16 protein-coding genes are annotated in these 12,248 nt (G+C 67.6%); 6 read left to right on the top strand and 10 right to left on the bottom strand.

The window, feature by feature from the left end:
- Positions 1-220: 220 nt before the first annotated feature.
- Both G6N47_RS18470 and G6N47_RS18465 read left to right on the top strand, forming a co-directional pair.
- Complete coding sequence (locus G6N47_RS18470) at positions 221-1,093, top strand: PAC2 family protein (protein ID WP_163659685.1); 873 nt, start codon at positions 221-223, stop codon at positions 1,091-1,093.
- A gap of 110 nt (positions 1,094-1,203) precedes the next feature.
- A complete protein-coding gene (locus tag G6N47_RS18465; RefSeq protein WP_083131941.1) occupies positions 1,204-1,611 on the top strand; it encodes a hypothetical protein in 408 nt (135 codons plus the stop codon).
- Between the two features lie 25 nt (positions 1,612-1,636).
- Here the strand turns inward: G6N47_RS18465 and G6N47_RS18460 are convergent, their stop codons facing one another.
- The gene (locus G6N47_RS18460) at positions 1,637-2,077 is read right to left on the bottom strand and encodes a hypothetical protein (RefSeq protein ID WP_139799501.1); all 441 of its coding nucleotides are present in this window, start codon (positions 2,075-2,077) and stop codon (positions 1,637-1,639) included.
- Positions 2,078-2,274: 197 nt separating this feature from the next.
- On the opposite strand from G6N47_RS18460, the gene G6N47_RS18455 reads away from it, so the two are divergent.
- A complete protein-coding gene (locus G6N47_RS18455) occupies positions 2,275-3,342 on the top strand; it encodes a hypothetical protein (RefSeq protein WP_139799502.1) in 1,068 nt (355 codons plus the stop codon).
- 32 nt (positions 3,343-3,374) lie between these two features.
- Here G6N47_RS18455 and G6N47_RS18450 read toward each other — a convergent pair whose 3' ends face one another.
- The 9 genes from G6N47_RS18450 to G6N47_RS18410 form a co-directional block, all read right to left on the bottom strand.
- Entirely contained in the window at positions 3,375-3,752 is a 378-nt protein-coding gene (locus G6N47_RS18450; protein WP_232080237.1) for a hypothetical protein, read from the bottom strand.
- Between the two features lie 177 nt (positions 3,753-3,929).
- On the bottom strand, positions 3,930-5,165 hold the full coding sequence (gene mshC, locus G6N47_RS18445; protein WP_083131945.1) for a cysteine--1-D-myo-inosityl 2-amino-2-deoxy-alpha-D-glucopyranoside ligase: 1,236 nt from the start codon (positions 5,163-5,165) through the stop codon (positions 3,930-3,932).
- 21 nt (positions 5,166-5,186) lie between these two features.
- Positions 5,187-5,954: a 3'(2'),5'-bisphosphate nucleotidase CysQ gene (locus G6N47_RS18440; RefSeq protein ID WP_269476094.1), complete on the bottom strand. Its 768-nt coding sequence runs from the start codon at positions 5,952-5,954 to the stop codon at positions 5,187-5,189.
- A 21-nt stretch (positions 5,955-5,975) separates the two neighbouring features.
- Positions 5,976-6,479 carry a DUF2505 domain-containing protein gene (locus G6N47_RS18435; protein WP_083131946.1) on the bottom strand — a complete coding sequence of 168 codons (504 nt, stop codon included), beginning with the start codon at positions 6,477-6,479 and terminating at the stop codon, positions 5,976-5,978.
- A 1-nt stretch (position 6,480) separates the two neighbouring features.
- Positions 6,481-7,296: an SCO1664 family protein gene (locus G6N47_RS18430; protein WP_083131947.1), complete on the bottom strand. Its 816-nt coding sequence runs from the start codon at positions 7,294-7,296 to the stop codon at positions 6,481-6,483.
- Entirely contained in the window at positions 7,280-7,867 is a 588-nt protein-coding gene (locus G6N47_RS18425; RefSeq protein WP_062539429.1) for a DUF3090 domain-containing protein, read from the bottom strand. Before G6N47_RS18425 ends, G6N47_RS18430 begins: the two co-directional genes overlap by 17 nt.
- 45 nt (positions 7,868-7,912) lie before the next feature.
- Complete coding sequence (locus G6N47_RS18420) at positions 7,913-8,605, bottom strand: histidine phosphatase family protein (RefSeq protein WP_083131948.1); 693 nt, start codon at positions 8,603-8,605, stop codon at positions 7,913-7,915.
- Entirely contained in the window at positions 8,602-9,432 is an 831-nt protein-coding gene (locus tag G6N47_RS18415) for an undecaprenyl-diphosphate phosphatase (RefSeq protein WP_083131949.1), read from the bottom strand. Before G6N47_RS18415 ends, G6N47_RS18420 begins: the two co-directional genes overlap by 4 nt.
- A gap of 50 nt (positions 9,433-9,482) precedes the next feature.
- Positions 9,483-9,794 carry a hypothetical protein gene (locus tag G6N47_RS18410; RefSeq protein ID WP_083131950.1) on the bottom strand — a complete coding sequence of 104 codons (312 nt, stop codon included), beginning with the start codon at positions 9,792-9,794 and terminating at the stop codon, positions 9,483-9,485.
- A gap of 121 nt (positions 9,795-9,915) precedes the next feature.
- Here G6N47_RS18410 and G6N47_RS18405 point away from each other — a divergent pair, with 121 nt between their 5' ends.
- From G6N47_RS18405 to G6N47_RS18395, 3 genes are read left to right on the top strand one after another with little or no spacing between them, the layout of a single operon-like run.
- Entirely contained in the window at positions 9,916-10,932 is a 1,017-nt protein-coding gene (locus tag G6N47_RS18405) for a YncE family protein (RefSeq protein ID WP_139799503.1), read from the top strand.
- A complete protein-coding gene (locus G6N47_RS18400; RefSeq protein ID WP_083131951.1) occupies positions 10,929-11,186 on the top strand; it encodes a DUF5703 family protein in 258 nt (85 codons plus the stop codon). The genes G6N47_RS18405 and G6N47_RS18400 overlap by 4 nt, the downstream gene beginning before the upstream one ends.
- A gap of 2 nt (positions 11,187-11,188) precedes the next feature.
- Positions 11,189-12,244: a quinone-dependent dihydroorotate dehydrogenase gene (locus G6N47_RS18395; protein ID WP_083131952.1), complete on the top strand. Its 1,056-nt coding sequence runs from the start codon at positions 11,189-11,191 to the stop codon at positions 12,242-12,244.
- The last annotated feature ends 4 nt before the right edge of the window (positions 12,245-12,248 follow it).

The raw sequence follows: 12,248 nt of genomic DNA, 5'->3' as shown, positions 1-12,248 counted from the left end.
TTCCGTAGCGGAAGGCGTCCTTGACTCTGCCGAGCGTGGCGGATACCCGTATCCGTTGCAACGCCTCTCGACGGTGAGAAGTTTACGTCGCTACCCGACGTCTGGACGCCCCGGTTCAGCTCGACCCGGTGGAAGTCATCCCCATAAGCATAGCCCGTCTATCAAATTGGCTCGGTTTGTCGCCACGTCGCCACCTTCCCACAGGCCTTAGGCTGAGTTCGTGACCTCGCCGGATAGCAGGCTGCCCGAACTGCACAACACGATCGTCGTGGCCGCGTTCGAGGGCTGGAACGACGCGGGCGATGCGGCCAGCGATGCGGTGGAGCATCTGGACGCCATCTGGGAGGCCGAGCCGATCGTCGAGATCGACGACGAGGCCTACTACGACTACCAGGTCAACCGGCCGGTGATCCGCCAGGTCGACGGCGTGACGCGGGAGCTGGTGTGGCCGTCGATGCGGATCTCGCATTGCCGACCGCCCGGCAGCGACCGCGACATCGTGCTGATGAACGGCGTGGAGCCCAACATGCGCTGGCGCACGTTCTGCGCGGAACTGCTGGCCGTCGCCGACAAGCTCAACGTCGACACGGTGGTGATCCTGGGCGCATTGCTGGCCGACACGCCGCACACCCGGCCGGTGCCGGTCTCCGGCGCGGCGTACTCCCCGGAGTCGGCGCGCCGCTTCGGGCTGCAGGAGACCCGCTACGAGGGCCCAACCGGCATCGCCGGGGTGTTCCAGGACGCCTGCGTGGCCGCGGGGATCCCGGCGGTGACGTTCTGGGCGGCGGTGCCGCACTACGTGTCGCAGCCGCCCAACCCGAAGGCCACGGTGGCGCTGCTGCGCCGTGTGGAGGATGTGCTCGACATCGAGGTGCCGCTGGGCGATTTGCCGGCCCAGGCCGAGGAGTGGGAGCAGGCGGTCAGCGAGATGACCGCCGAGGACGACGAGATCGCCGAGTATGTGCAGTCGTTGGAGCAGCGCGGCGACGCCGAGGTCGACATGCATGAGGCGCTGGGCAAGATCGACGGCGACGCGCTGGCCGCCGAGTTCGAGCGTTACCTGCGACGCCGACGTCCGGGCTACGGGCGATAGGGCTCATACCGCCGCACGTGCAACTGTTGCGAAATTCGGCACGGATTTCGCAACAGTTGCACGTTCGGCGCCGCACTCTTTGCTGCCGTGGGGGTGCGAGGATACTCACTGTGGCGCCGGCGATTCTCCGTCTTCTGTTGTGTGCGGTGTCAGTGATTGGCGGCGTGCTCGTGGCGTTCAACCCTGGACCGCCAGGATTTCGCGCAAGCCGTTCCCTACCGGTCACGGGTGTCATGCTCATCGATGGCGCCATCTGGATGATCGTGGTCGCATGGCGCGACCACCGTGAACCGGGCTCCCGGCGGCGCGCCAGCAGGAACCATCCTCGGCATGCCGCGAAAGAGAGCCGAGCCAGCAAGATTCGCCGTTGGGTCGGTCTTGCGGTCATGATCCCGGCCGGTTTCTGGATGCTGTGGTGGGGACTGGATTCCGGTTATCTGTCGCTGGTCGGCCTGGGAATCATCGGCGTCGCGTTCAGCGTGGTCGTCGTCGTGACCTGTTTCTATATCCCGACCTGAGATAGAGCAGAACGGCGGAGGCCACTTACCCCGAACGTGATTCGACGTCCGGCGGATCATCAACGGCGGTGATGGCGCCCCAACCGATCGAGTCACATTTGGCGAAGTCAAGCTGATCGTCGAGTCCGGCGGTGTTGTCGATGATGTACGCCACGTACACCGGGAAATTTTTCATCCTGGCGTGAATCTGCGTTCCTGCTTGCAGACTGGCGATCACGATCGCCGGCACCCACAGAAACTGCCCCGCATCATCGGTAGCGGCAAACTCTGGTTGTGTTCTGTCCCAGTCGAATTGGTCCGACGGATGATACTTGACCGGATGTGTGAAGATCGCAGAGAAATAGTCGTCGCGGTCCGGTCCTGCGAACCGTCGGGCAAGTCGAGCGGTCCGGGGCAGCTGCCTTTTCAGCTCGGGCACAGCATGTAGTTCACCGAAACCAGTCTGGTCGTAGTCGATGTCGACCAACTCAAAACTCGCCACGACCGCTGATCATAGTGGCGCCGAGCGTGGGGAAATACACAGAAGCAGCCCACTTTTCATCCATATCTCCCACGTTCGACGAGGCGAAGCTCGCTACCTATCCCGAAATTAGTGAGTCGTCGGCAAACGGACGGTAGGTATATTTGCCACACGACATATCAGAGATGGGTGTCTCGCCACCGATGAATAGTCTTGCAGCGCATGTCGGCAACCGGCATGCGGATCGCGCCGAAACACACAGGCTAGCCCACGTCGCGGTGCGGCTATTGATCGCTGCCGCCGTTGTCATCGCCACCATGAGTGGGTGTGGATTTCCGGACCGCCGCGGCGCGGCCAACACCATCGGCGACGCGATCCGCGCGATGCCCGGCGTCACCTCCGCTGAAGTCGATTACCACACCAGCTTCGACGGCGGCGCCCATTTCAAGCTGTATGTTGCCCTCGCCGACAACGCTTCTGACACGCAAGCTGCGGACGTGGGGCGAACATTCGTCGACCGCATGCGGGCAGCCGACTTCGCCGAGTTCCATGTCGAGCTCGCGGTTACGTATAAGGCCAGCAGCGACGCCAATACCACGGCGCCCGGTTCGAGTGCCACCTTCACGTATCAGTTCAGCCGCACCGGCCGCGGAGGTCCGTCAAGCAGCCAAGTCGCTGACAGCCTGGCCTTGTGGCTTCAAGTCGGTCAGTCACCGGCGACGACGGGAGTCCTACTCAATCAGCCCTCCTGGGGCGGCCCGCCCAGCTCGCGAAGCATCACCGTCTACTTGCCCCCATCCGTCACGGACGCGGCCATCGCCGACCTCATCCATGCTCACTCAGAACTGGCCCGCGCGACCTGGCAAGTCAACAGCCCAGCCGCGAATCGGTTCGGTCAACCGCGGACATATGCAGTGCGCGGCCCCTTCCCGGATCAACGTCGACGCGAACTATGGCAGCAGATCCTCAACCAGATCGGTCCGGACGACGGCGCGCAGGCTACCACCGACACCATCGAAGTCCACCCCGAAGTAGCGCCGACCCGGGTGGAGATCGACGTTGCATCCGGACGCGACGAGCAACAGCGATTCGAACACATCGCCCACACCGTGACGCCTCTATTGCCGGGTCTCGGCTTGCCGATCTCGTTTCGCCTGATGGCCTATGTGGACCAGATCGAATTCACCCTCGGTGGGTGCGACCGTCCCGATCCGCGCCACACATCGTCTCCACTGGAAAACGAACTGCGCCGGCAATTTCAACGCTGCTGACATCACTCGCGGCGACCGCGCGGATTAGGGGATCAGCCGTAGTAGGCGAAGCTACATGTGGGCCGCGGTTCGTTCTTGAAGGACGCCAGCTTGTCACCATCCATGATGATGCTGCAGACCAGAATCGTGTCCCCGCCGTCGGCGGTTACCTCCGACTCCACTTCCTCGGAGACGGTGTACTGCCTCTCCCAAGGCAGCATGACGTTGCTCTCCGTCTGCTGCGAGCCTCCGTTGATCCGGTAGCGGATCGTCACAGGGCCATTGCCCCCACTGACCTTCATCACCGCGGTGCCGACCGGCTTGCCCGTTGGCACGGTCGATGTCGTTGTGATCTGCGAAGTCAGCGGACCACCGTTCGTGTCTGCCACCGGTGTTCCGCTGATCTTGTCGGTACATCCCGTCGCCGCCATGCCAACCGACCCAATGCTGACAATCACACCGATGGCATGCCGACCCACGCGCACACGCAAAGCCTACGACGGTCGTCGTCGGGTAACGGACGGAAACTGGTGGAATTACCACCGGCGCGAGCGTGCACAGAATGCCGTCCAACCCGGCGTGTCGCTGTACAGACGCGCACGCTCGCGCTAAAGCTGCACGCCCAGTAGGGCGTCCACCGCGGTCGCTACTGCCTGCGGCGCGGTGTCGTCGTGGCCGCCGTAGTCGAGCGCATCGGTGACCCAACCATCAACGGCGGCAAGGGCTTTCGGGGTATCCAAATCGTCGGCCAGATAGCGGCGCAGCCGGACGATGGTGTCGGCGGCGTCCGGGCCGGCGGGCAGCGCCGTCGCGGCACGCCACCGGTGCAGCCGCGCGGTGGCGTCGTCGAGCAGCTCGGTGTTCCAGTAGCGGTCGGCGCGGTAGTGCCCCGCCAGCAGACCCAGCCGGATCGCCGACGGCTCGACGCCCTGCGCGCGCAGCGCCGACACCAGCACCAGGTTGCCGCGACTCTTGGACATCTTGTGGCCGTCCCAGCCGATCATGCCGGCATGCACGTAGTGGCGGGCGAATCGCCGCTCGCCGCTGACACATTCGGCGTGCGCGGCGGTGAACTCGTGATGCGGGAAGATCAGGTCGGTGCCGCCGCCCTGGATGTCCAGGCCGGTGCCGATGCGGCTGAGCGCGATCGCCGCGCACTCCACATGCCAGCCCGGCCGGCCGGGGCCGAACGGCGAATCCCAGCTCGGCTCCCCCGGCCGCGCCGCATGCCACATCAGCGCATCCAGCGGATCGGTCTTGCCGGCCCGGTCCGGGTCGCCACCGCGCTCGGCGAACAAGGCCAGCATGGTGTCGCGGTCGTAGCCCGACTCGTAGCCGAATTGCAGTGTGGCGTCGGCGCGGAAGTAGACGTCCGGGTAGTCGCCGTCGACGACGTAGGCCGCCCCCGACGCCAGCATCTTTTCGACGAGCTCAATTACTTCTTCGATGGCCTCGGTCGCCGCGACATACTCACGCGGCGGCAGCACCCGCAGCGCCGCCATGTCGTCGCGAAACAACCTGACCTCGCGGGCGGCGAGGTCACGCCAGTCGACCCCGTCGCGGTCCGCGCGCTCGAACAGCGGGTCGTCGACGTCGGTGACGTTCTGCACGTAGTGCACCTCATGCCCGAGATCCAGCCATAGCCGCTGAATCAGGTCGAACGCCAGATAGGTGGCGGCATGGCCGAGGTGGGTGGCGTCGTACGGGGTGATCCCGCAGACGTACATGCTGGCGGTGGGCCCAGCGGCCACCGGGCGTACCTGGCGGTCGGAAGTGTCGTAGAGCCGTAGCTCCGGGCCGCGTCCCGGCAGCGCCGGCAACGGTACCGAGGGCCAGGACTGCATACCGTCGACTTTAAGCGTCGGCTACGCCGCGCTTGCGATCGCCGCCAGCAGCACGTCGGCGAGGTCCGGGCGGCACATCAGGAAATCGGGCAGATACGGATCGGGCCGGTTGTAGATCAGCTCGGAGCCGTCCAGCCGCGACGCATGCAAACCGGCCGCCAGCACTACCCCCGCCGGCGCCGCCGAGTCCCACTCCCACTGCCCGCCGGCGTGGACGTAGGCGTCGACGTCGCCGCGCACCACCGACATCGCTTTGGCTCCGGCCGAACCGATCGGCACCACCTCGACGTCGAGCAGCTTGACCAGCCGGTAGAGCACCGCCGGCGGCCGCGTGGAGCTGGCGGTGATCCGGATCGGCCCGGAATGGGCTGCTGTGCCGGCGCGGACGGTGTCGCTGCGGTACAGCTCCCCCATCGCGGGCAGCGCGACGGCGGCGTCGGTGATGGCCCCGTGCGGCCCGCCGTCGCGCCGCCACAACGCCACGTGCACGGCCCAGTCGTCGCGGCCGGGCGTGGAGAACTCGCGGGTGCCGTCAACCGGGTCGACGATCCATACCCGGTCGGCCCGCAGCCGGTTCAGGTCGTCGTAGGCCTCTTCGGAGAGCACCGCGTCGCCCGGCCGCTCGGCGCGCAGCCGTCGCAGCAGCAGCGTGTTGGCGTAGGCGTCGCCGGCGTCGCCGAGTCGCCACGGATAGTCGAAGCCGACCTCGTCGCGCACTGCCAGCAGCAGCCGCCCGGCCTCGGCGGCCAAGTCGGCAGCCAGCGCCGCATCGGTCAACTTCGGGCTCACCCGGTCCAGTATTGCCAATGCTTAGCGGTTTTCCGCAATCCAGTCGCTGGTGAAGCCCAGCGTCGCGGTGATCCCTTCGCTGAGTTGGTCGCCGATCATGTTTTCGATCTGCCGTCCGACCAATGGGATTTTGACCGCTAAGGTCACGGTGACTCTTAGCTGGGAACCGGTGTGCACCGGCACCAGCAACGCCTGCGCGAACGCGGACATCCGCAGGCCGCGAACGGCCACGTCGACTTCCCCGCGCACCTGATCGTCGCCGATCCGGCTCCACACCTCGTTGTGCACCATCCGCAGATCCCCGCGCGGCAACTGGGCAATCGGCTTGGGCAGCTGGGCGCGGACGAGGCTGATCGTGACTCCGACTTGCACGCGGCCGGCCGGATCGACGATCAGCGACTCGAGCTTGGCGGCGTCCTCGGCGGCGGCGAGCCTTGCCCGCCAGTAACTCTCGTCGCCGAACGCCGCCAGGATCTCGTCGACCCCCGCCGGGGACTCCGCCGACGCCTCGAATGACCGCGGCATATCAGAACGCCGGCCAGGGAATAGGACGATGCCGGTCCGGGCTGGGCATCACCGGGTTGTCCAGCAGCGCGCGGGCGCGCAGCCGCAGCGCCGCGATCTCGCCGGCGGTGATGTGCTCGGCCAGCTCGTCGCAGAGCGGTCCGTTCAGGGCGTCGACCAGGCGGGTGATCGCGTCCAGCGTGTCGTCGTCGACGGGCTTGCCGGCCCAGCCCCATAGCACCGTGCGCAGTTTGTCCTGCACGTGCAGGCACACCCCGTGGTCGACGCCGTAGACGTCGCCGTCGACGCCGCGCAGGACGTGGCCGCCCTTGCGGTCGGCGTTGTTGACCAGGATGTCGAACACCGCCATCCGCCACAGCCGGATGTCGTCGGCGTGCACCAGGGTGACTTCGTCGCCGGCATAGTCGTACGCCCGCAGCACCGGCAGGTAACCGGGCGGCAAATGGTCGGCCGGGACGAGGTCGACCAGATCCGGGCCCGGCGCCGGTTCTGACCCCGGTGTGTCGCCGGGCTGGTCGACCCAGCGCTGCAGCATGCCGGGGCCGGCCGGCCCGTAACGAATGATGGTGTACGGCACGATGTTCCAGCCCAGCTGTGTCGAAACCAGGTAGGCGCCGAGTTCGCGGCCGGCCAGCGTGCCGTCGGGGAAATCCCACAGCGGCTGCTCGCCGGCGACCGGCTTGTAGACGCAGTGCACGCTGCGCTCCCCCAGCGTCGCTTCGCACAGGAAGGTGGCGTTGCTGGCAGAGCGGATGCGTCCGAGGACGGTCAGCTCGCCGCGCCGCAACACCTCACGATCGTCAGCCCTCGACGTCATCGTCAGACCCGAGCAACGCGCTACGCCGGTAGCCGTTAGTGCGCGCACAGATGTGTCCGTCCGGGTCCAGCGGTTCGTCACACAGCGGGCAGGGCGGGCGACCCGCGGAGATGACGAGGTTGGTGCGAGTTGCGAACTGCCGCGCCGACTCCGGCGTCAGGAACACCCGCACGGCGTCGGGACCCTCGTCGGTGTCGTCGAGCACCACCGACGCGTCGAACTCGGTGTCGGTGACGGCCAGCAACTCCACCACCACGGTCTGCGCCTCGGAATCCCAGCCGAGGCCCATTGTGCCGACCCGGAACTCGGCGTCGACCGGGGTGATCAACGGGCTGAGATCCTCGACCTCGGTGGTCTCCGGCGGCACCGGGGTGCCGAAGCGACGGTTGACCTCGAGCAGCAGCGCGCCGATGCGCTCGGCGAGCACCGCGACTTGCTGCTTCTCCAGCACCACCGACACCACGCGCGAGTCACCGACCGCCTGCAGGTAGAACGTCCGGTTGCCGGGCTGGCCGACAGTCCCGGCGACGAAGCGGTCGGGTGTGCGGAAGACGTGAATTGCGCGAGGCATGGCAACTCCCAAAATACCGGCAGTTGCCGCTGTGCCGTAATGCCTTCAGTCGGTCGAGCCGCCGACCACCGCGTCGCTCGGCGGTGCTTCGCCGTCCGATGAGGGCGGCGCGGTCAGCGCGGACGTCAGCCGGGCGCCGGTGTGGTTGACGTGCATCACGAACGGGCGCAGCTGCGTGTAGCGGATCACACTCATCGACGCGGGATCGGCGGTGACACGCTGGAACCCGTCGAGGTGCAGGCCCAGCGCGTCGGCGACGACGGCCTTGATCACGTCGCCGTGGGTGCAGGCCAGCCACAGCGCGTCGCCGCCGTGCTCGTCGGCCAGCCGCCGGTCGTGGTCGCGCACCGCGGCCACCGCACGAGTCTGCACCTGCGCCAAACCCTCCCCACCCGGGAACACCGCCGCGCTGGGATGCGCCTGCACCACCGCCCACAGCGGCTCCTTGGTCAGGTCGGCGATCTTGCGGCCGGTCCATTCGCCGTAGTCGACCTCGGAAAGGCGTTCGTCGACGACGGGCTGCAGACCCAGCGCCGCGGCCAGCGGTTCGATCGTGCGCCGGCAGCGCAGAAGCGGGGAGCACACCACCGCCCGGATCGGCAGCTCGGCGAGCCGGTCGATCAGGCCGGCGGCTTGCTCGCGGCCCTTGTCGTCGAGGTCGACGCCCTCGGAACGGCCGGCCAGCACATGTGCGGTGTTGGAGGTGGAACGCCCGTGCCGCAACAGGATGACGGTCATAGGGCCGCCACAACCCCGGTTGCCAGCAGGATGAGCACGGTCACCCCGGCGATTATCCGGTAACCGACGAACCAGTACATGTTGTGGCGCACCAGGAACCGCAGAAACCAGGCCACCGCGGAGAGTCCGACAACGAACGCAATGACGGTGGCCGCCAACAGCTGCGGGCCCGTGGCGCTCATCCCTTCACTCACCGGGTGGAAGGCGTCCGGCAGCGAAAACAGCCCCGAGGCGAACACCGCCGGGATGGCCAGCAGAAAGCCGAACCGGGCGGCCAGCTCGCGCTCCAGGCCGAGGAACAGCCCGGCGCTGATCGTGGCACCGGACCGGGAAACCCCGGGAACCAGCGCCAGCGTCTGCGCTACGCCGACGACAATGGCGTCGCGCCAAGTGAGCTGGTCGATGTGGCGGGTCTGTCGCCCGAGGTGCTCGGCGGCCGCGATCACCGCCGAAAACGCCACCAACGCGGTCGCAATCACCCACAGGTTGCGCACCCCGGAGCGGATCTCGTCGGTGAACACCAGGCCCAGCACGCAGATCGGGATCGTGCCGATGATCACATACCAGCCAAGCCGGTAGTCGGCGCCGCGGTGCGACTTGACCACCAAGCCGTTGAACCATGCCCTGACGATGCGCACGATGTCGCGGGCGAAATACACCAGCACCGCGGCCTCGGTGCCCAGCTGGGTGACGGCGGTGAACGAGGCGCCGGCGTCACAGTCGAACATCAGCCGCGACACGATCGCCAGGTGACCCGAAGAGGACACCGGAAGAAACTCGGTCAGTCCCTGCACCACGGCCAAAACGATTACCTGCCACCAAGACATCGCCGCCGTCGCAGACACGACGACGACCGTACCTGGTGACTGCGGCGAGGCTAGACGGGCTCGGCGACCGCGACGGAGTCACGCACCGCCGCGGCAAGACTGCGCTCGTCGGTGATGTCGATGTCGACGACGCTTCGCTTGGACTTGGCGATCACGTCCTCGGGCTGCGGGACCGGCCCGGAAAGGCGCGGCCGGTAGACCTCGACCAGCAGCCACCGCCGCTCGACGCGGAAGGCGAAACTGCGGCCGTCCCCGACATGCCCGAATCCACTGGCGAACGCCCTGGCCGGAAACACGCCGGTCCACATGTCCTCGATGACGAAATCCGAGTCGGCGTACTGACGGTCTTCGGCGACGGTCATGCGGCGACCATACCTCTCCAACGACTTGTCGCAGCCGCGACGGCGCCGCGTCCCGACCAGGGATCTTCCCTAGACTTGGAATTCAATCCGGCTACCCGTCGCATACCTCGAGAGTTACCCCTTGCCCAGTTTTTGTAAACCCGCAGTTCACCGCCACGTCGCTGGCCTGCTGGTTTTCGCGGGGCTGGTGCTCGGCTGCTCGCCGAAGACCCTGGACGCAGCACCGCCGACGATCCAGCCCGCGCGGCCCGCCGAGTCCCCACCGGTGTCGACGGTTCCGGCCGGCGCTGTGCGGGCAATGGGCGGCAGCCCCCACGCGGCGATCTTCGATCAGCGCACCGCGGCGCTGGTCTTACTGGGGTCGGGGTCAGTCACCGTGCTGGGCGCTGGGCAAACGCCGTCGCGGGTGATCGCCCTGCCCGGCCCGGCGAGCGCGTTGACCGGCGACGGCGCGGGCAACGCTTATCTGTCCACCCGGGGCGGCTATTTTGCCGTCGACCTGTCCGCTGGCCATGTCTCCCGAGCCGAGATCGGCGAGGCACGGGACATCGATTTCACGGCCATCGCCCGCCGGGCCGATCACAAGCTGGTGCTGGGTACCGCCGACGGCACGGTCTACACGCTGTCCTCCGGGACAACGGTCGCCAACCGGTCCAAGATCGTCGGCCGCATCGATTCCCTTGTGGCACAAGGCAATACAGTGATCACGCTGGATCGGGGGCAGACGTTGGTCACCACCGTCGACGCCGACGGAACGGTGGGGCAGGCATTGCGGGCCGGGCAGGGTGCCACCATGCTGGCCGCCGATCCGCTGGGCCGGGTGCTGGTGACCGACACCCGCGGCGGCCAGCTGCTGGTCTACGGCGTCGACCCGCTGATTTTGCGGCAGGCCTACCCGGTCAAGCAGTCGCCGTACGGTGTGGCCGGGTCGCGCCGACTGGCCTGGGTGTCGCAAACCGCTGCGAATTTGGTAATTGGTTACGATCTGTCCACCGGAATCCCCGTCGAAAAGGTACGTTACCCAACCGTGCGGCAACCCAACACGCTGGCGTTCGACGACACGTCGGACACGCTGTATGTGGTGTCGGGTTCGGGTGCCGGAGTTCAGGTCATCGAGCACGCGGCGGGCCCTCGTTGAGCGCGGCGCGGCGCGGCCGGTTGCCGGCAGGCTGGGACGCCGAAATGTCCGACGAATACGAGTGGGCGCCGCTGCGGCTCCCGCCGGACGTGACCCGGGTCAGCGCCTCCACCCGGCTGTCCATCGAAGCGGAGTATCGCGGCTGGGAGTTGACACGGGTCCGGCTCTACACCGACGGCAGCCGACGAGTCTTGTTGCGGCGCAAGAAAACTCGCATCGAACAGGGCGGGCGCCCCGACCAGCCCGCGCTCTGACGGTGTACGGCGCGCTTCGCCGGGCGCTGTTTCTGGTGCCGCCCGAGCGCATCCACACGATCGTGTTCGCGGGACTGCGCGGTGTGACCGCCGGCGCGCCGCTGCGACAACCGCTGCACCGGTTGCTGGCTCCGACCGACCCGATACTGGCCAGCACGGTATTCGGGGTGCGCTTCCCCGGACCGCTCGGGCTGGCGGCCGGTTTCGACAAAGACGGTGTCGGGCTCAAGACGTGGGGAGCGCTGGGATTCGGCTACGCCGAGGTGGGCACCGTCACCGCCCAACCGCAACCGGGCAACCCGCCGCCCCGGATGTTCCGGCTGCCCGCAGATCGGGCTCTGCTCAACCGGATGGGCTTCAACAACGAGGGTGCGGGCAAGCTGGCGACCCGGCTGGCGCGCCAAGCGCCCGACGTGCCGATCGGGGTCAACATCGGCAAAACCAAGTCGACACCGGTCGAACAGGCCGCCGACGACTACCGGGCCAGCGCCCGGCTGGTCGGCCCGCTGGCGTCGTACCTGGTGGTCAACGTGAGCTCGCCGAACACGCCCGGGCTGCGCGACCTGCAGGCGGTCGAATCGCTGCGCCCCATCCTGTCCGCTGTGCTGGAGGAGACCTCGACGCCGGTGCTGGTCAAGATCGCGCCGGATTTGGCCGACTCCGATATCGACGAAATCGCCGACCTAGCGGTCGATTTGGGCCTCGCCGGGATCGTCGCCACCAACACCACCGTCTCGCGCGACGGCCTTTTGACGCCGGGCGTCGAGGCGCTCGGCTTGGGCGGGATCTCCGGGCCGCCGCTGGCGCGGCGGTCCGTCGAGGTGCTGCGCCGGCTCTACGCCCGGGTCGGTGACCGGCTGGTGCTGATCAGCGTCGGCGGCATCGAGACCGCCGACGACGCTTGGGAACGCATCACCGCGGGCGCCTCGCTGCTGCAGGGCTATACCGGTTTCATCTACGGCGGGGGCTTGTGGGCCAAGCACATTCACGACGGGATCGCCCGCCGGCTGCGCGAGGGCGGGTTCGCGGCGCTGAGCGAGGCGGTGGGGTCGGATTAGCGGT

Source organism: Mycobacterium branderi, assembly GCF_010728725.1.
Classification (GTDB): Bacteria; Actinomycetota; Actinomycetes; order Mycobacteriales; family Mycobacteriaceae; genus Mycobacterium; species Mycobacterium branderi.
Note: the sequence above shows the minus strand (reverse complement) of the source record. Positions and strands in the feature narration are given on the sequence as shown.